Genomic DNA, 16,725 nt, shown 5'->3' with positions numbered 1-16,725 from the left:
CGCTCGGGAACCTCCTCAAGGAGGTACGCGGATGACCGCCGCGGATTCCCTGCTCGCCGCCGTCGCCCTGCGCAAGTCGTACGGCGCCACAACCGCCCTGGACGGCGCGGGGTTCGCCATAGGTCCCGGCGAGATCGTCGCGCTCATGGGCCCCTCCGGGTCCGGCAAGTCGACCCTTCTCCACTGCCTCGCCGGCATCGTCACCCCGGACTCGGGAACCATCACCTACGCCGGACGCGAGTTGTCCGCGATGAGCGATGCCGCGCGAAGCGCCCTGCGCCGCGGCGACTTCGGCTTCGTCTTCCAGTTCGGGCAGCTCGTGCCCGAACTGACCTGCGTCGAGAACGTCGCGCTGCCCTTGCGCCTCAACGGGGTCAGGCGCAAGGACGCCGAGGACACCGCGCGCTCGTGGATGGAACGCCTCGAGGTCGCCGACCTCGGCCACAAGCGGCCGGGGGAGGTGTCCGGAGGCCAGGGGCAACGGGTCGCCGTCGCCCGGTCGCTCGTCACCGGGCCGAAGGTGCTCTTCGCCGACGAGCCCACCGGCGCCCTCGACTCCGTCAACGGCGAACGCGTCATGCGGCTCCTCACCGACGCCGCTCGTTCGGCACGCGCCGCCGTCGTCCTGGTCACCCATGAGGCCCGCGTCGCCGCCTACGCCGACCGTGAGGTCGTCGTACGCGACGGCCGGTCCCGCACCGCGGAGCGTGCCGCATGAGCCGTGGCACCACCTGGACGCAGGACCTCCTGACGGGCGCGAGGTTCTCCGTCACCGGCGGCCGGGAGGGCTGGATGCGCACCCTGCTGACCTCCGTGGGCGTCGGTCTCGGCGTCGCCCTGCTGCTGTTCGCCACCGCCGTCCCGAACGCCCTCGACGCCCGCGAGCACCGGGGGGACGCGCGCAGCACCTACGTCACGGCCGAGAAGGCCGGCGACGACACCCTGCTCATCGGGGAGGCCGAGAGCGTCTTCCGGGACAAGAGCGTGTGGGGCAGGCTGGTGCGCCCCCAAGGCCACCACGCCCCGCTGCCGCCCGGAGTGAGCCACCTCCCCGGTCCCGGCGAGATGGTGCTCTCCCCTGCGCTGGCCGCGTTGCTCGACTCCGCCGACGGCGGGCTTCTGGCACCCCGGCTTCCCTACGAACGGGTCGGCACCGTCGGGGACGAGGGCCTGCTCGGCTCGCGTGACCTCGTCTACTACGCGGGTGACGACACCATGAAGCCGGGCGACGACTTCGTCCAGCAGATCAAGGGCTTCGGCAACGCCCCGCAGGAACAGCCCTGGGACCCCGTACTCGTGCTGCTGACGATGATCATCCTCGTCGTGCTGCTGGTGCCGGTGGCCGTCTTCATCGCCGCCGCGGTCCGTTTCGGCGGTGAACGTCGCGACCGGCGGCTGGCCGCGCTGCGCCTGGTGGGCGCGGACGCGGCGACGACCCGCAGGATCGCAGCGGGCGAGGCGCTGGGCGGCACCGTACTCGGGCTCGCCGTCGGGCTCGCCCTCTTCTTCGCCGGACGCCGGTTCGCCGACGACGTCGGCGTGTTCGACACCGGGCTGTTCGCGTCCGACGTGCACCTGAGCCCGTTCCTCGGCCTGCTGGTCATCCTGGCGGTGCCGGTCGCCTCGGTCGCGGTGACCCTCTTCGCCATGCGTGGCGTGGTCATCGAACCGCTCGGTGTGGTCCGCACCGCCGGACCACCGCAGCGTCGGCTGTGGTGGCGAGTCCTGCCCTCACTGGCCGGTCTCGCCCTCCTCACCCCCCTGATGGGCCACTCCGAGGACGAGCCCTTCGACCAGCAGCAGGTCATCGGTGGCGTCGTGCTGCTCCTGATCGGCGTCACGGCTCTGCTGCCCTGGCTGGTCGAGTCCTCCGTGAGCCGGCTCGGCGGCGGCTCCGTCGCCTGGCAGCTCGCCGTCCGACGACTGCAGCTGACCAGCGGCATCGCCGTCCGCCCCGTCAACGGCATCGCCGTCGCGGTGGCGGGCGCGATCGCCCTGCAGTCGCTGTTCACCGGCGTGCAGGGCGACTACAGCAGGTCAACCGGCGCCGACCTCGACCGCGCCCAACTGCTCGTACTGGTCCCCACCCAGGTCGCGGCCTCCCGCATTCCCGCGATCACCGGACGGATCGCCTCCGCGGGTGGAGTGCGGCGGGCCACCACCCTCGCCTCGACGGACCTCGGCGACAGGGCCCGCCAACCCCGCACGTCCACCTCGCTCACCGTCGCCGATTGCGCTTCCCTGCGGGAGGTCGCCCGGCTGAGCACCTGCCAGGAAGGCGACGTGTTCCTGATCAAGCCCGGGAAGGGGCTGGAATACGGCGGGCCCCCGGGCAAGCCGGGACAGCGGTTCTTCGTCGCACCGACCTACGACGGGGACGTCACGACCCACCCGGTCCGATGGACGGTGCCGGCGGACGCGACCCTCGTGGACCCCCGCCGGGACCCCGGCGGTTCCCCGAGGAGCGGCGTCCTCGCCACCCCCTCCGCGCTCCCGCACCTGGCGGCGGGCGCCCTGCGCTACCAGACCTTCGTCACCGTGGACCCGGCCGATCCCGACGCCGTCGAGCACGTGCGCAACGCCGCCGCCCAGGCGCAGGCGATGCTCGTGCCGATGACCCTGGTCGCCGTCCGTCTGGACGACCGTTTCGCCGCCGTGCGGAAGGGGCTGCTGGTCGGCTCCGGCGCGGTCCTGCTGCTCATCGGCGCCAGCCTCTTCGTCTCGCAGCTCGAACAGCTGCGGGAACGCAGGAAGCTCCTGGCGGCCCTGGTCGCCTTCGGCGCCCGCCGCCGCACCCTGAGCGTGTCGATCCTGTGGCAGACCGCGGTCCCCGTCGTCCTGGGCCTCGTCCTGGCCTGCGGCACGGGCCTGGTACTGGGCGCGGTCCTGCTGCGGATGGTGAACCACCCGGCGCACGTCGACTGGGCGGCGGTGGGCGCGATGACCGGCATCGGTGCGACCGTCGTGCTCCTGGTGACCGCGGCGAGTCTGCCGCCGCTGTGGCGGATGATGCGGCCGGACGGCCTGCGCACGGAGTGACCCCACCGGGCCCGCCCCAGGCGCCACCTGCCCCGCCGGCGAACCCGCGGGCGGGGCAGGCGCCTGCCCCGCGTCCGAGGAGGGGCGCGTGGCCGCCGTGCCGCCAGTGGGTCCGTACGCTCCCCGGTGCCCCGCAGGCGTTCCGGCGGCCGGCGGCAGCCGGCGCTTGACTTGGAGCGCTCCAAGTTCTCGATACTCGATGCATGAACGAAGCACGGGCGGTCCGGGGCGAGCGCACCGCGGAGCAGGCGGCGGAGGCGGTCCTGAGCGTCCAGGAGGTCTCCCGGATCACCGGGCTGAGCGGCTGGACGCTGCGGTACTACGAGAAGATCGGGCTGATCGATCCCGTCACGCGTGACGCCTCCAGCGGCCACCGCGCCTACACCCGCGGGGACCTGACCCGCATCGAGTCGTTGGCCCACCTTCGGGCCGCGGGCCTGGGGATCGAGGAGATGCGCGCGCTGATGGCGGCGCGCGGACACTCCTCCGAGACGGTCGCCATGAAGATCGAGATGCTGGCCGCGCACGGCGAGGCGCTGGAGGCGGAGATGCAGCGCCTCGCGGCCCGCAAGCGCTACATCGACAACCGGGTCGCCTATTGGCGCGCCGTGCAGGCCGGCGACGACGCCGCGGCCGGTCGCCTGGAGTCCGAGGGCGAACTCCTCGGTCACCGCTTGAGCTGACGGCAGGGCCGCCCTCGCGCGGGCGCGGCCACCCGGAACCGCCGGCGGACGGACGGCGCGAAGACGCGGACCGCCCGACTTGCTCTCCCCACCTCCCCTTCGCTCCCGCGCGCCCCCGCCGGAAGCCCTACCGTGAGGAATCTGTCATGCGCACGGCAAGAATGCCCGGGGCTGTCGGTCCCTGGCCGGTGTTCGCCCTGGTGGCGACGGCGCAGTTCATGGTGGTGCTCGACACCGCGATCATCAACGTCGCCCTGCCCGTGATCAAACGCGAACTCGACTTCGGAGACAGCACCATCCAGTGGGTGGTCACCGCCTACGTCCTCGCGTTCGGCGGCTTCCTGCTGCTGGGCGGCCGGATCGCCGACCTGCTCGGCCGCCGTCGCACCCTGATCGCCGGCATGGCGGCCTTCACCCTGGTGTCGTTCCTGATCGGGGTGAACTCCTCGGTGCCGCTGCTCATCGTGCTGCGCGGCCTGCAGGGCCTGGCCGCCGCCGTCATGTCCCCGGCGGCCCTGTCCACCGTCCTGGTGCTCTTCCCGGACGGGCACCGGCGCGCCCGCGCCCTGGGCTACTGGTCCATGGTCGCCACCGGTGGGGCCGCGGTCGGACTGCTCCTGGGCGGCGTGCTGACCCAGTACGCGGGATGGCGCTGGAACTTCTTCATCAACGTCCCCGTCGGCCTGACCGTCCTCGCGCTCGTGCCCCGTCTCGTCCCCGACCACCGGCCCGAACGGGCCGGGCGGCGCGGCCTGCCGGACGCGCCCGGCGCGGTGCTGGCCACCGCCGGCCTGATGGCGGGGGTCCTCGCCTTCAGCCAGGCGCCCGCATGGGGCTGGACCGACGGGCGCACCCTGACCGGGTTCGCCGCCTGCGCGATCCTGCTCGCCGCCTTCGCCGTCAACGAGATGCGCGCCGGGGAGCCGCTGGTGGACCTCGGGATATTCAAGATCCGCAACGTCTCGGGCGCGAACGGCATGATGGCCGCGGTCTTCGCCGGTAACCTCGGCATGTTCTTCCTGCTCACCCTCTACCTCCAGGACGTCGAGCACTACAGCGCGGTCCGCACCGGGCTCGCCTTCCTGCCCTTCCCCGTCGTCCTGGGCCTGACCTCCACCAGGATGGCCGGCCTGGTCCGCCGCTTCGGCTTCCGGCCGTTCCTGATCCTCGGCCCGGCCCTGGTCGTCACCGGGATGCTCTGGGTCAGCCACCTTCCCGTGCACGGCGGTTACCTCGTGCACGTGCTGCCGGGGCTGCTGGTCATGCCCCTCGGCTACGGCATGAGCTTCGCCCCGATGTACGCCGCCGCCACCGCCGGGGTCCCGGCGCGCTGGGCGGGCGTCACCTCGGGTCTGATCACCACCTCCCAGCAGGCGGGGGGCGCGCTCGGCCTGGCCGTCATCTCCGGCGCCGCCGCGACCGTGACCTCCTCGCTCACCCACGAGGCCCTGCCCCAGGCCCTGACCGCCGGCTACAACGCGGCCATGACCGTGGCGGCCGCCGTGACCGCAGTCGCCGTGCTGCTCGCCGCCCTGGTCATCCGTGCCCCGCGCAGGCCGGACGCACCGCCCGCCGTCAGGCACGGCTCGCCCCGGGAGGCGGCCGTGCGTGAGTGACGGCCCGTCCAACCGGCGCCCAAGGTAGGACCGTAGAGGACCGGGCGCCGGCGGGGGCACCGCCGGGGCGGGAGGCCCGTCGGCCCCCCCGCTCGTCGGCCGGTGGTCAGCGCCAGCCGAGTTCCGGCGCCACATGGGTGAGGATGCTCTCCAGCACATGCGTGTTGTAGTCCACCCCGAGCTGGTTCGGGATGGTCAGCAGGAGGGTGTCCGCGGCCTGGATCGCCTCGTCGTCCCGCAGCAGCCTCACCAGTTCCTCCGGCTCCGCGGCGTAGGAGCGCCCGAAGACGGCCCGGGTCGTGTCGTCGATCATGCCGATCTGGTCCCGGGAGTTGCGGTCGCGGCCGAAGTAGGCCCGGTCGAGGTCGTCGGTCAGGGCGAAGATGCTGCGGCTGACCGACACCCGGGGTTCCCTGGTGTGGCCCGCCTTCCTGTAGGCCTCGCGGTACGCCTCGATCTGCTTGCGCTGCTGGACGTGGAGCGGCTCGCCCGTCTCGTCGTCCTTGAGCGTCGAACTCTGCAGGTTCATCCCCAGCTCCGCGGCCCAGATGGCGGTCGCGTTCGACGCGGAGCCCCACCAGATCCGGTCGCGCAGCCCCTCGGAGTGCGGTTCGACCCGCAGCAGCCCCGGCGGGTTGGGGAACATGGGCCGCGGGTTCGGCTCGGCGAATCCCTCGCCTCCGAGGACCGTGAGGAACGCCTCGGTGTGGCGGCGGGCCATGTCGGCGGCCGACTCGCCGGGAGCCGGTTCGTAGCCGAACAGGCGCCAGCCGTCGATCACTTGCTCCGGTGAACCGCGGCTGACGCCCAGTTGCAGCCGTCCGCCCGATATGAGGTCGGCGGCACCCGCGTCCTCGGCCATGTACAGCGGGTTCTCGTAGCGCATGTCGATCACGCCGGTGCCGATCTCGATCTTCGAGGTCCGCGCGCCTATCGCCGCGAGGAGCGGGAACGGGCTGGCCGCCTGCCGGGCGAAGTGGTGCACCCGGAAGTACGCACCGTCCACGCCGATCTCCTCGGCGGCGACCGCGAGGTCGATCGACTGCCGCAGGACGTCCGCGGCCGACCTGGCCCGGGAATGCTCGCTGTCCGACCAGTGGCCGAAGGAGAGGAATCCGATCTTCTTCACCCACTCCCCAGCGTCCGGGGGCCGTGTTTGATTCCGTCCGCCGGCGGCGAACCCACGATCGCCCCGCGCGGGCCGCCGCGGCCGGTTGACCTGGCGTCGCGTGAGCCTCTACCGTCCCGCCCGGTCAGCATCGAGCACATCCGTCCGGGAGGGGCCCCGTGCCCAGAGCAACGGCGATCGTCAACGCGAGGGTCTTCGACGGCACCCGGCTGCGGGACTGGACGTCGGTCCGGATCGCCGACGGCGTCCTCACGGACTGCGCCACCGCTCCCACCGCACGGAACGGCGACGAGGTGGTCGACGCCGAGGGCGGCACCCTCCTGCCGGGGCTGATCGACGCGCACATCCACCTGGTGCCCGGCGCTCTGGCGCAGGGGCTCACCTTCGGTGTGACCACCGCACTGGACATGTTCAGCCAGGCCGAGGTGATGGCGGCGGCCAAGCGGCGGGCCGCCGCCCGGCCGGACGTGGCCGACGTGCGTTCCGCGGGCGTCGGTGCCACCGCGCCGGGCGGCCATCCCTCGATGATGTACGACCCGTTCCCGACCGTGACCGGCCCGGGGCAGGCCGAGCGGTTCGTCGCGGACCGGGTCGCAGAGGGCTCGGACTACCTGAAGGTCTTCGCCCCCTCGGGTGCGGCGGGCCCGTGGGCGACGCCTTCCTTGGGCCTGGACACGATCACCGCGCTGACCGCAGCGGCGCATCGCCGGGGACTCGTGGTCGTGGCGCACGCCCATTCGGTGGCCGGGGTGCGGGACGTCGTGTCGGCGGGCGTCGACGTCATCGCTCATGTGCCCGTGGACGGGGAACTGGACGCTGCCCTGGCCGGGCGGATCGCCGAGGCCGGGATCGCGGTCGGCCCGACGCTGGCGACCCTCGAGAACGTCCTCGGAGAACCGGGCGGGGCCGCGGTCGCCGCGGACCCGCGACTGGCCGCGAAACTCGGTGACGCGCAGCTGCGGCGGCTGACCTCCGGCCCATCGGGGCGGCGCGGACGGCGGTCGCCGTCCTACGGCCGGGCGGAGGAGAACGTCGGCCGGCTGGCCGACGCGGGCGTGACGATCCTGGCCGGCACCGACGCCCCGAACCCGGGAACCGTGTTCGGGGCGAGCCTGCACCGGGAGCTGGAACTGCTCACGCGCTGCGGCCTCACGCCCGCCCAGGCGCTGGACGCCGCGACCGCCGCTCCGGCGCGGGTGTTCGCCCTCGCCGACCGCGGGCTCGTCGCGCCCGGTCGGCGCGCGGACCTCCTCCTCGTGTCCGGCGACCCGTTGACCGACGTCACCGGGACCCGGGCCGTCGAACGGATCTGGCGGGCAGGCGTCCCGTGCGACCGTCGGGTGTTCGTCCCCGACGTGGCGGAGGCGGAGGAACTCGACGCCTTCGACGCCCGGGTCGCCCGGGTCGTGGGGGCCGTCCGTGAACGCCGGTACGGCTCCGGCCCGGACAGGGCCGGCTGACACCGGACCGGGCACGGTGGGCGCCGGACCGGGCACGGTGGGCGCCGGCGGGTCAACCGCCGTGGAGGACGCGGCCTTCGGGCGTCACGGCCCCGGCCGCGTGGGGCCGGCGGCGCCCGCCGCCCCGCTGCCGTCCCCACGGGCGTCGTGTTCGAGCCAGGGCACGATGTGGTCGAGGTAACCGTCCACGTTCGAGAGGGTTCTCCCGGGCAGGACCGCGATGAGGTGCCCGATGCCGAAGGTCCGGTCCCAGACGCGTGCGCGCCGGTAGGTCTCGTGGTCGACGGCTTCGCGGACGGTGTCCCAGCCGTGCCAGGCCATGCAGGCGGCGTCGACGGCCGGGTCGAAGGGCAGCGCGAGGTCCCAGTCCAGGACGCCGGTCAGCTTGCCGTCCGGTCCCCAGAGGACGTTGGAACCGCCGAGGTCGCCGTGGACGAGCGCGTCCGGGACGGGACCCAGGGCGAGCGCGGCGTCCAGGCGGCGCCGGCCCTCGTCGCGCAAGCGTGCCGGCAGCCGGGGGATGACGTCCTCGGCCAGGACGCGGGCCCAGCCTCGTGCGGGGGGCTGTTCCGGGGAGCCGGCCAGGGCCCGGCGGAGCGCCGGAGTGAGGGGTGTCTCCCGCAGGGCGCGCAGGAGTTCGCCGATCTGTTCCGGGTCCCCTTCCCCTTCGGGCAGTGCGGTGCCGTCGAGCCAGGACACGGCGACGGCGGTACGGCCGTCGAAGGCGGTGACCGGCGTGAGCGGTTCGGGTACGGCGAACGGCAGGCCGGCCGCCGCGACCGCGCGCAGCAGTTCCGTCCGGCGTGGCAGGGCCTCCGCCGCCGACGGACGCCTGGCGATCCGCACGGCCGCGACCCCGGGGAGGAGCACGACGTGATGGATGTTGCCGTCGGCGGCCAACCGCGCCCGGTCCAGCGGGGCGCCGGGCAGCAGCGCGTCGGCGATCTCCAGCAGGTCCGCCGGCACTTCGTGGCTCATGCCCTGGTCCTCCGGGCGTCCGAGGGCGCGGTCGCGGGGGAGGGGGAGGTGGTCCTTGGCACGCGCGCAACCCTAGGGCAGGGCCGGCACGGCGTGCATGTCCCCGGTGTCGGGTTCGCGACGAGCGCGGACCCGGTGGCCGCCCGCGCGGCCGTCGGGTGTTCGTCGACGTCGGGTCCGGCAACGCGCGGTCGTGCGTGGGGAGTCAGGGCGTGGCCGCGGCCGCCTCGTCGAAGCGGGAACGATGGGCGCGGATCTCGTCGTGGTGGGTGCCGGCCCAGTCGATCAGCACGGTCACGGCGTCGAGCAGGGTGGTGCCGAGGTCGGTCAGCGCGTACTCCACCCGCGGCGGCACCTCGGGGTAGGCGGTGCGGGTGACGAGGCCGTCGCGCTGCAACTGGCGCAGGGTGTGCGTGAGCATGCGCTGGGAGATGCCCGGGACGGAGCGCTGCAGGTCGGTGTAGCGCATGGGCCCGTGCTCCAGTGTGCCGATCACCAGCACGGTCCACTTGTCGCCGGCCCGGTCCACGATGTGCCGGATGCCCTCGCCCTTCTCCATGGGCCAGCGGGCGCAGGGACCCGCCAGTACGGCATGCCGCTCGTCCGTCGTGCCGTCGTCCATGACGCCCATGTCCTTCCGGTTGCGCACACGCCTGTGCCTTTTGTGACGCCGTCCATGCTGACTCATCATGAGGTTGCGCACCAAACGTAAGAAGCCGGGTCACAGGCGTGCGCACGCCCGGAGACCCGCCCGCCGTGCATCATCCGGCGGCGCTCGACGTGTCACCACACCCCCTCAGGCAGGAGAACACCATGCTCATGCGTGCCGCGACCGTCACCCGCTTCGGCGGCCCCGACGCGGTGGAGATCACCGAACACCCGGTGCCCGTCCCGGGGCCGGGCCAGGTCCGGATCAAGGTGGGGGCGGCGGCGCTCAATCCCGTGGACGCGGCCATGCGGTCCGGCGTCTTCGGCGGCCGGGAGCGCATCGGCCTCGGCTTCGACGTCGCCGGAACCGTGGACGCCGTCGGGCCCGGAACGTCCTGGTCGGCCGGCGACCGTGTCATCGCCCTGGCCACCGGGCATCACAAGCCGCTCGGCACCCACGCCGACTACGTCGTCCTGGACGCCGGCACCCTCGCACCGGCCCCCGCGACCCTCGACGACGTCCACGCCGCGACCCTTCCCCTGAACGCGACGACCGCCGCCCAGGCGCTGGACCTGCTCTCCCTGGTGCCGGGCGGGAATCTGCTGGTCACCGGTGCGGCAGGCGGCGTCGGCGTCCACACGGTGGAACTCGCCCACCGGCGTGGGCTGGAGGTCACCGGGCTCGACTCCGCCGTGCACGAGGAGTTCCTCCTCTCCCGCGGCGCCGACCATTTCCTGGCCCGCGGACAGGCCCCCCGGGCAGCCGGCTTCGACGGCGTGCTCGACGCCGCCCGGCTGGGACCGGACGCGCTCGCCGCCGTTCGCGACGGAGGCGCCTACGCCGGTCTGTGGCCCGGCCAGGAACCCCGGCCCGAGCGCGGCATACGCGTCGACGCCATGGGCGTGCGGGCTGACGGTGCCCTGCTCGCCGAGCTGTCCCGGCTCGCCGACGAGGGGGTGCTGCGGACCCGTGTGGCGCGGACCTACCCCCTGCACGCGGTGGCGGAGGCCCACGCACGGCTGGCCGAGGGCAACCTGCCGGGCCGGATCGTGCTCGTTCCCTGAGGCCGGGCCGGCCACCCGGGGCGCCCGGGTCCGGGAAGGGTCAGCCCCTGCCCGGGCTACGGCCGGGGGCCGGGCCCGGGCGGAAGGTGGGCGGCGACGAGGGCGACGGCCTCCTCGGGGGTGCCGGTGTGGCCGATCACCGTGGAACCGCGGGGCTGACGGACGCGGAACCGGCCGTCGCGCAACGGTTCCACGGACGGCACCCGCACGTCGTACGGGTGCGTGGTGGAACTGCTGAGGCACAGGACGAAGTGGCTCGTGAAGGGGAAGAGCCGCCGCAGTCCCGGTTCCGCGTACGCGGCGTGCAGGAGGGGGACGATGCCCGGGTAGGGACGTCCCGGCCTGAGCGACTCGTGACGTTCGCGCATCCACCGCCGGCTCAGGATCAGCCCCTGCCACCTCGCCTCCAGCAGGTCGTCCGGACCCCGCTCCCGCGCCGCGGCGAGGTCGGGGAGGACCGGCCTGCGCGGAAGAGGCCCGTGCCCCGTGGGGATGGCTTCGTACGAGTTCACCGCCACAGTGTGAGGCCGGCGCAGGCGGGGCGGAAGCCCCCCAACTGCGGGCCTGCCGGTGGGCCGGGAGCCCGTCGTGCCGTGGAGCACCCGCTTGCTGCCGGCACGGTCCGCGTCGCTCGGACCACCTCTCCGCGCTTCCGCGCCGAAGCCGTCGCCCGGCCGTCCCGCGTCTTGCTTCATCTATCGAAACTCGATAGATTTCCATCGGAAGTCGATGGAAGGATGGGTTGTGGGAAAGCTGACAGTGGGGGCGCTGCGCGCCGTGCTCGTGGTGGTGCTCGCCGGCACCGTGTTCATACAGGTGGGGATGGTGTGGGCCCTGGTGTCGGGCAACGACCCGGAGGACGGGTCGCTCCCGCTGACCCCGCTGCGCCTGGTCACGATCCTGGGCATGGTGTCCGTCCAGGTCGCCGGGGTCTGCGTATGGCGGCTGGTGACGATGGTGCGCCGCGGAACCGTCTTCTCCCACGCCGCCTTCCGGTACGTGGACGTCGTGATCGGCTCGATCGTGGCGGCGGCCCTCGTCTGGTTCACCGTCACGGCCATCAACGCGCCGGGTCAGCGGGAGGACCCGGGCGTCACCGTCATCATGGGCGGGATCGGCGTGGCCATCCTCGGGGTCGCGCTGCTCGTGCTCGTCCTGCGGATGCTGCTCGCGCAGGCCGTCGCGCGCGACGTCGAAGCGAAGCAGATGCAGGCCGAGCTGGACGAGGTGATCTGATGCCGATCTCCGTCGACATCGACGTGATGCTGGCCAGGCGGAAGATGTCCGTCGGCGAACTCGCGGACCGCGTCGGGATCACGCCCGCCAACCTGGCGGTGCTCAAGAACGGCCGCGCCAAGGCGGTGCGCTTCGCGACGCTGGCCGCGCTCTGCGAGGTCCTGGAGTGCCAGCCCGGCGACCTGCTGCGCTGGGAGACCGAGGACCCCGCCGGCGAATGAGACGCCCCGGAGCGGGCCCGGGAACGCGCCCCCCCGTCCTTCCGCGCGGAAGGACGGGGGGCGCGTTCCCGGACGGGCACCCTGGTCGTGGGCGGGGGAGAGGCAACCGCGCCGCCCCCCCGTCAGGTCAGGACGCGCCGCCCCTCCGCAGCTCCTCGACCACCCGCGCCTTCGCCTCCGGGCAGTAGACGTCCACCCCCAGCACCAGCAACTCCCGTGCGTCCTCGTCCTTCGTGCCCCACTGCGGTCCGAAGGGGTACAGGACCCTCGGGTTGAGGATGTCGGCGACGCTGCGGCCCGCGGCCAGCGCGTCGCACCACTTCCGCGGGAAGGGGGCCAGCTCGTCGTCAGGGGGCCCCTTCTCCGCCCAGCTCTCGAAGTGCGCCGCATGCGCGGCGTCGAGGAACCTCTCCCTCTTCTCGGCGCCCGGACCCTTCGGCTCGTCGGTGCAGCCGGCGGCGCCTCCCGTGAACAGGACGGCGGTCACGCAGATGGCGATGGTACGGCGCATGGCGTCCCCCTGGCCGACGTCTGGTGTCAGGGGGCCAATCATGCGCCGTGTCGGGGCAGTCGGGCAGGGTCGTGACCGGACGAAGAAGCGCCGTCCCGCCCGCGGACCGGCCCGGGACGCCAGGACGCTCAGGGAGCCGTCACTTGAGGATCTCCAGGAGCCGGTCCGCCAGGATCGCGGCGGAGTGCGGGTTCTGACCGGTCACGAGGTTGCGGTCCTCCACCATGTAGGGCTCCCAGATCGGGCCCCGGCTGTAGTCGACGCCGACCTCCTCCTTGAGGGCCGTCTCCAGCAGCCACGTCGCGCGGGGGGCCAGCCCGACGGCTTCCTCCTCCTCGTTCGTGAAGCCGGTGCACCGGTAGCCCTTGAAGGGCGACTCGCCGTGGATGCGGGTGGCCAGCAGCGAGGCGGGGGCGTGGCACACGATGAAGAGCGGCTTGCCCGAGGCGAGTTGTGCCGTGAGCAGGCGGCCGACGTCGGCGTCGTACGCGAGGTCCGACATCGGGCCGTGGCCGCCGGGCAGGTAGACGGCGTCGTAGTCCTCGAGACGGACGTTCGCCAGCGCCAGCGGCCGCCGCATCGCCTCCGCGGAACGGATGATCGCCTCGAGTTCCAGGGCGCCCTCCTCGCCGCCCGCCATGGAGGGGCGCAGGCTCATCATGTCGACGTTCGGGACGACGCCGCCCGGCGTCGCCACGACCACCTCGTGGCCGGCTTCCGTGACCTTCTTGAAGGGCACCGCGAACTCCTCGGCCCAGTACCCCGTCGCGTACCTGGTGCCGTCCTTGAGCACCCAGTACGTCGCACCGCTGACGATGAAGAGCACCTTCGCCATCGGGCCCACCTCCCGGTCTCTTCGACGCGCTTTACAACCAAAGCGTAGATACGTGGCGGAACAGTCGCATACGGGAGCCGTCGGCGGCCGGTCGGCGGCCGCCGACCGGACCGGGAACGCGGGAGGCGCTCGGCGGGACACCCCGGCCGAGCGCCTCCGGTGACGCGTGCGCGCGACGGTCAGGACGGGCGGGTGGCGGAGATCCCGCCGTCCACGTAGAGCGTGATGCCGTGCACCATGGCCGCGTCGTCGCTGACGACGTACAGGACTCCCTTGGCGATGTCCTCGGGCCGGACGACCACGCCCGCCGGGGTGGTGGCGGTCAGCGCGTCGAGCTCCGCGCGGGCCGCCTCGTTGCCCGGCGTGAGCGTCGCGCCGGGGGCGACGGCGTTCACGCGTACGCCGCGCGGGCCGTACTCCGCGGCCCAGCTGCGGGTCAGCTGTTCGTCCGCCGCCTTGGTCGCGGTGTACATCGCCGCGTAGGGGCTGCCGACCCGGGCCATCCAGGAGCCGATGGTGACGACGGCACCGCTGCCCCGCTCGGCCATGGCCGGCGCCATCGCGGCGACCAGGACGTGGGGTGCGCGGACGTTGACCGCGAGCATCGCGTCCAGATCCGCGTCCGGCAGATCCTCGGTCCGCGTCGCGGGGTAGATGCCCGCGTTGTTGACGAGGATGTCGACGCGTCCGCCGAGCGCCTCGGTGGCCCGGGCGGCGAAGGCGCGCAGTTCCTCGTAGCCGCCGGTCAGGTCCGCCGCGACGAAGTCGGCCCGGCCGCCGGCCCGCCGGATCTCGTCGACGAGTCGCGGCCCGCGGGGGCCCTGGCGGCCGCTGACGACGACGTGGGCGCCCTCGCCGGCCAGGGTGCGGGCCGTGGCCGCGCCGATGCCGCTGGTCGAGCCGGTGATCACGGCGGTACGGCCGGCCAGCCGGGAGCCGGGGGTGGAGGGTGAGCCGTCCATGGTGTGAAGGGAAGTGTTCATGGCTCCCTGTCTAAGCCGGACCCTCGGCATCGGGCCAGGTCAGGACGCACCTGGGCATGCCAGGACCACCCGGGGCGGCGTGGGCCCGCCTACCCTGGAGCCATGCCACGTGACCGCGCCGCGCTGGGGGCGTTCCTCCGCTCCCGCCGGGACCGCCTCACCCCCGCCCAGGCGGGTATCGAGGCCTTCCCCGGGGCCCGCCGCGTACCGGGCCTGCGGCGGGAGGAACTGGCGGTCCTCGCGGGCCTGAGCCCGGACTACTACAGCCGTCTCGAACAGGGCCGCCAGGCCAACATCTCCGACGAGGTCCTGGACGCGCTGGCCCGGGCGCTGCGCCTGGACGAGGTCGAACGCGCGCACCTGCGGGACCTGGCCGCACCCACCGCGCGGCGCCGCGCCGCCACCGCGCACGCCGCCGCGGCCCAGCGCCCCGACCCCGGGCTGCTGCGGTTGATGCGCACGCTCGACCACGTCCCGGTGCTGCTGCTCGGCCACCGCGGCGAGGTGCTGGCCCGCAACGGGCTGCTGATGGAGGTCCTCGGGCGTCCGCTGGAGCCGGGCACGTCGTTCGTCCGCTTCATGTTCCAGGACCCGGTCGCCCGCGAGCGGATCGTGAACTGGCAGGACTTCGCGTCGGCCACCGTCGCCACGATGCGCCGGGAGACCGCCCGCCGTCCGCAGGACGCCCGCCTCACGGCGCTCGTCGACGAGTTGCGCGCCACCGACGCCGATGTCGCCCGCTGGTGGGACGACCACGCCGTCCGCGACTACACGTCGGTGGCCAAGCGCGTCCAGCACCCCAGCGCGGGGCCGCTGACCTTCGACATCGAGATCGTCTGCGCACCCCACGAGCCCGACCAGCGCCTCGTCGTCTACACCGCGGAACCCGACTCCTCCACCGCGCGCGTCCTGCCGATCCTGGCCGGCTGGAACGCCGCGCCCCGTCCCTGAACGGCCCCTCCCCGGCAAGCGATGGCGCGGTTTCGTCCGTTGTCGACTGTTATGGTCGTGAATGGCGGCGCGCGGCCGTCAAGGGACCAGGAGGTCAGGTGAATCTCCGGCGTCCGCCGTCCGCGGTGCTCGACGGCGCATTGGTCCTCGTGGCGCTCTTCGACGTGTGGGTCCATGTCCACGTCGGCGAACCCCTGCAGATGGCGTGCGCGCTGGGCGGGGCCTTCGCGCTCCTGCTGCGGCACGGCTTCCCGCTGGTGACGTTCCTCGTGACCCTGCCGGCCGTGTTCTTCTCCGACGCGATCTTCGCCTCGCTGGCGGCGCTGTACACCCTCGCCTCGGTGTCGCGCCGGCGCGTCGTCCTGGCCGTCGGCGTGGTGGCGTTCACGCTCTGTGACCTCGCGCCGGACATCAACGTCTCGGGGGACGACCTGGTCACGTTGAGCTACACCGCGGCGACCGCGGCCGCGGCGGTCTTCCTCGGGCAGCTCGTGCAGGCCCGCAGGGACCTCTCGCAGCGCATCGCGGAGATCTCCAAGGCCCGCCGGCACGAACGGCTGCTGATCGCCCAGACCACACTGGCCGCCGAGCGGTCGCAGCTCGCCCGGGAGATGCACGACGTCGTCTCCCACCAGGTCAGTCTGATCGCCGTGCGGGCCGGAGCCCTACAGGTCGGTACGCGTGACGCCCAGGCCAAGGACGCCGCCGGCACGATCCGCCGGCTCAGCGTGCAGACCCTGGACGAGCTGCGGTACATGGTCAGCGTGCTGCGCGCCGCCGGTGACCGCCCCACCGACCTGACCCCGCAGCCGTCCCTGGCCGACCTGGAGCGCCTCATCGCGGGCAGCGGCATCGACGCCAGGCTGACCGACGAGCTTCCCGGCGACCTCGCCCCCTCCGTGCAGCGCGCCCTCTACCGCACCGTCCAGGAGGGCCTGACCAACGTGCGCAAGCACGCCCCGGGTGCCGCCACGGCCATCCGCCTCTGGCGGAGCGGTGAGACCGTGCACCTCACGGTCACCAACGGCGCCCCGAACCGGCCGACCATCCCGCTGCCCAGTGCCCGTTACGGCCTGACGGGACTGCGCCAGCGCGCGGCGCTGCTCGGCGGCACGCTCACCTGCGGCCCGACCGCCGACGGTGGCTACCGGCTCCGTCTGGACCTCCCGGTCAAGACGACGCCGCCCCAACCGGGCGACGCCGGCGCATGACGGGTGGCGGGACCGCTCCGCGGTGCCGGCCGTGGCGCGTGGGTGTATTGACTCCACGCCATCACGGACAGAGCATGGTTCTGGTGAGATTGTGGCGATAAGAGGCGATTTGTGCATCAGTAGTTGACCTGCGGGCTCCGATCCCCCGCAACCAGGCCC

17 protein-coding genes are annotated in these 16,725 nt (G+C 73.5%); 10 read left to right on the top strand and 7 right to left on the bottom strand.

Translation table 11 applies throughout. The features are described from left to right. Positions 1-31 precede the first annotated feature (31 nt). From ACZ7MY_RS08465 to ACZ7MY_RS08450, 4 genes are all read left to right on the top strand, one after another. On the top strand, positions 32-718 hold the full coding sequence (locus ACZ7MY_RS08465) for an ABC transporter ATP-binding protein (protein WP_499600504.1): 687 nt from the start codon (positions 32-34) through the stop codon (positions 716-718). Continuing rightward, positions 715-3,039, top strand: coding sequence for an ABC transporter permease (locus tag ACZ7MY_RS08460; protein ID WP_499600503.1), 2,325 nt, complete (start codon positions 715-717; stop codon positions 3,037-3,039). Before ACZ7MY_RS08465 ends, ACZ7MY_RS08460 begins: the two co-directional genes overlap by 4 nt. Positions 3,040-3,242: 203 nt before the next feature. Continuing rightward, entirely contained in the window at positions 3,243-3,722 is a 480-nt protein-coding gene (locus tag ACZ7MY_RS08455) for a MerR family transcriptional regulator (protein WP_499600502.1), read from the top strand. A gap of 146 nt (positions 3,723-3,868) precedes the next feature. Further along, positions 3,869-5,338 (top strand): MFS transporter, encoded by a 1,470-nt coding sequence (locus ACZ7MY_RS08450; protein ID WP_499600501.1) that lies wholly within the window; start codon positions 3,869-3,871, stop codon positions 5,336-5,338. Between the two features lie 106 nt (positions 5,339-5,444). Here the strand turns inward: ACZ7MY_RS08450 and ACZ7MY_RS08445 are convergent, their stop codons facing one another. Beyond that, positions 5,445-6,467, bottom strand: a complete 1,023-nt coding sequence (locus tag ACZ7MY_RS08445) for an LLM class flavin-dependent oxidoreductase (protein WP_499600500.1) — start codon at positions 6,465-6,467, stop codon at positions 5,445-5,447. 158 nt (positions 6,468-6,625) lie between these two features. Here ACZ7MY_RS08445 and ACZ7MY_RS08440 point away from each other — a divergent pair, with 158 nt between their 5' ends. Beyond that, positions 6,626-7,927, top strand: coding sequence for an amidohydrolase family protein (locus ACZ7MY_RS08440; protein WP_499600499.1), 1,302 nt, complete (start codon positions 6,626-6,628; stop codon positions 7,925-7,927). 84 nt (positions 7,928-8,011) lie between these two features. Here the strand turns inward: ACZ7MY_RS08440 and ACZ7MY_RS08435 are convergent, their stop codons facing one another. Next, positions 8,012-8,905, bottom strand: a complete 894-nt coding sequence (locus tag ACZ7MY_RS08435; RefSeq protein ID WP_499600498.1) for a phosphotransferase family protein — start codon at positions 8,903-8,905, stop codon at positions 8,012-8,014. 205 nt (positions 8,906-9,110) lie between these two features. Beyond that, positions 9,111-9,527: a winged helix-turn-helix transcriptional regulator gene (locus ACZ7MY_RS08430; RefSeq protein WP_499600497.1), complete on the bottom strand. Its 417-nt coding sequence runs from the start codon at positions 9,525-9,527 to the stop codon at positions 9,111-9,113. A gap of 197 nt (positions 9,528-9,724) precedes the next feature. On the opposite strand from ACZ7MY_RS08430, the gene ACZ7MY_RS08425 reads away from it, so the two are divergent. After that, positions 9,725-10,618 carry an NADP-dependent oxidoreductase gene (locus ACZ7MY_RS08425; RefSeq protein WP_499600930.1) on the top strand — a complete coding sequence of 298 codons (894 nt, stop codon included), beginning with the start codon at positions 9,725-9,727 and terminating at the stop codon, positions 10,616-10,618. A gap of 56 nt (positions 10,619-10,674) precedes the next feature. On the opposite strand, the gene ACZ7MY_RS08420 is transcribed toward ACZ7MY_RS08425, so the two are convergent. Beyond that, positions 10,675-11,130, bottom strand: a complete 456-nt coding sequence (locus ACZ7MY_RS08420; RefSeq protein ID WP_499600496.1) for a DUF6193 family natural product biosynthesis protein — start codon at positions 11,128-11,130, stop codon at positions 10,675-10,677. Positions 11,131-11,362: 232 nt separating this feature from the next. Here ACZ7MY_RS08420 and ACZ7MY_RS08415 point away from each other — a divergent pair, with 232 nt between their 5' ends. Beyond that, positions 11,363-11,854 carry a DUF2975 domain-containing protein gene (locus tag ACZ7MY_RS08415; protein WP_499600495.1) on the top strand — a complete coding sequence of 164 codons (492 nt, stop codon included), beginning with the start codon at positions 11,363-11,365 and terminating at the stop codon, positions 11,852-11,854. Next, entirely contained in the window at positions 11,854-12,075 is a 222-nt protein-coding gene (locus tag ACZ7MY_RS08410; RefSeq protein WP_499600494.1) for a helix-turn-helix domain-containing protein, read from the top strand. Before ACZ7MY_RS08415 ends, ACZ7MY_RS08410 begins: the two co-directional genes overlap by 1 nt. 127 nt (positions 12,076-12,202) lie before the next feature. Here ACZ7MY_RS08410 and ACZ7MY_RS08405 read toward each other — a convergent pair whose 3' ends face one another. The 3 genes from ACZ7MY_RS08405 to ACZ7MY_RS08395 all read right to left on the bottom strand — a co-directional run bounded on the left by ACZ7MY_RS08405 (position 12,203) and on the right by ACZ7MY_RS08395 (position 14,404). Next, a complete protein-coding gene (locus tag ACZ7MY_RS08405) occupies positions 12,203-12,586 on the bottom strand; it encodes a DUF732 domain-containing protein (RefSeq protein ID WP_499600492.1) in 384 nt (127 codons plus the stop codon). 139 nt (positions 12,587-12,725) lie between these two features. Next, complete coding sequence (locus ACZ7MY_RS08400) at positions 12,726-13,421, bottom strand: type 1 glutamine amidotransferase domain-containing protein (protein WP_499600491.1); 696 nt, start codon at positions 13,419-13,421, stop codon at positions 12,726-12,728. Positions 13,422-13,600: 179 nt separating this feature from the next. Next, complete coding sequence (locus ACZ7MY_RS08395; protein WP_499600490.1) at positions 13,601-14,404, bottom strand: SDR family NAD(P)-dependent oxidoreductase; 804 nt, start codon at positions 14,402-14,404, stop codon at positions 13,601-13,603. A 102-nt stretch (positions 14,405-14,506) separates the two neighbouring features. Here ACZ7MY_RS08395 and ACZ7MY_RS08390 point away from each other — a divergent pair, with 102 nt between their 5' ends. Both ACZ7MY_RS08390 and ACZ7MY_RS08385 read left to right on the top strand, forming a co-directional pair. Continuing rightward, positions 14,507-15,355, top strand: coding sequence for a helix-turn-helix transcriptional regulator (locus tag ACZ7MY_RS08390; RefSeq protein WP_499600489.1), 849 nt, complete (start codon positions 14,507-14,509; stop codon positions 15,353-15,355). Between the two features lie 98 nt (positions 15,356-15,453). After that, complete coding sequence (locus ACZ7MY_RS08385) at positions 15,454-16,566, top strand: sensor histidine kinase (RefSeq protein ID WP_499600488.1); 1,113 nt, start codon at positions 15,454-15,456, stop codon at positions 16,564-16,566. Positions 16,567-16,725 lie beyond the last annotated feature (159 nt).

The sequence above is a fragment of the Streptomyces sp. NPDC111520 genome, assembly GCF_055635295.1.
The sequence above is the reverse complement of the archived record's forward strand: the minus strand, read 5'-3'. Positions and strand labels throughout refer to the sequence as shown.

Excerpts from the sequence above, each read along its gene's own strand:
- ACZ7MY_RS08465 (WP_499600504.1), top strand. The coding sequence starts at position 32 with ATGACCGCCGCGGATTCCCTGCTCGCCGCCGTCGCCCTGCGCAAGTCG.
- ACZ7MY_RS08460 (WP_499600503.1), top strand. The coding sequence starts at position 715 with ATGAGCCGTGGCACCACCTGGACGCAGGACCTCCTGACGGGCGCGAGG.
- ACZ7MY_RS08455 (WP_499600502.1), top strand. The coding sequence starts at position 3,243 with ATGAACGAAGCACGGGCGGTCCGGGGCGAGCGCACCGCGGAGCAGGCG.
- ACZ7MY_RS08450 (WP_499600501.1), top strand. The coding sequence starts at position 3,869 with ATGCGCACGGCAAGAATGCCCGGGGCTGTCGGTCCCTGGCCGGTGTTC.
- ACZ7MY_RS08435 (WP_499600498.1), bottom strand. The coding sequence starts at position 8,905 with ATGAGCCACGAAGTGCCGGCGGACCTGCTGGAGATCGCCGACGCGCTG.
- ACZ7MY_RS08430 (WP_499600497.1), bottom strand. The coding sequence starts at position 9,527 with ATGGACGACGGCACGACGGACGAGCGGCATGCCGTACTGGCGGGTCCC.
- ACZ7MY_RS08425 (WP_499600930.1), top strand. The coding sequence starts at position 9,725 with ATGCGTGCCGCGACCGTCACCCGCTTCGGCGGCCCCGACGCGGTGGAG.
- ACZ7MY_RS08410 (WP_499600494.1), top strand. The coding sequence starts at position 11,854 with ATGCCGATCTCCGTCGACATCGACGTGATGCTGGCCAGGCGGAAGATG.
- ACZ7MY_RS08405 (WP_499600492.1), bottom strand. The coding sequence starts at position 12,586 with ATGCGCCGTACCATCGCCATCTGCGTGACCGCCGTCCTGTTCACGGGA.
- ACZ7MY_RS08400 (WP_499600491.1), bottom strand. The coding sequence starts at position 13,421 with ATGGCGAAGGTGCTCTTCATCGTCAGCGGTGCGACGTACTGGGTGCTC.
- ACZ7MY_RS08395 (WP_499600490.1), bottom strand. The coding sequence starts at position 14,404 with ATGAACACTTCCCTTCACACCATGGACGGCTCACCCTCCACCCCCGGC.
- ACZ7MY_RS08390 (WP_499600489.1), top strand. The coding sequence starts at position 14,507 with ATGCCACGTGACCGCGCCGCGCTGGGGGCGTTCCTCCGCTCCCGCCGG.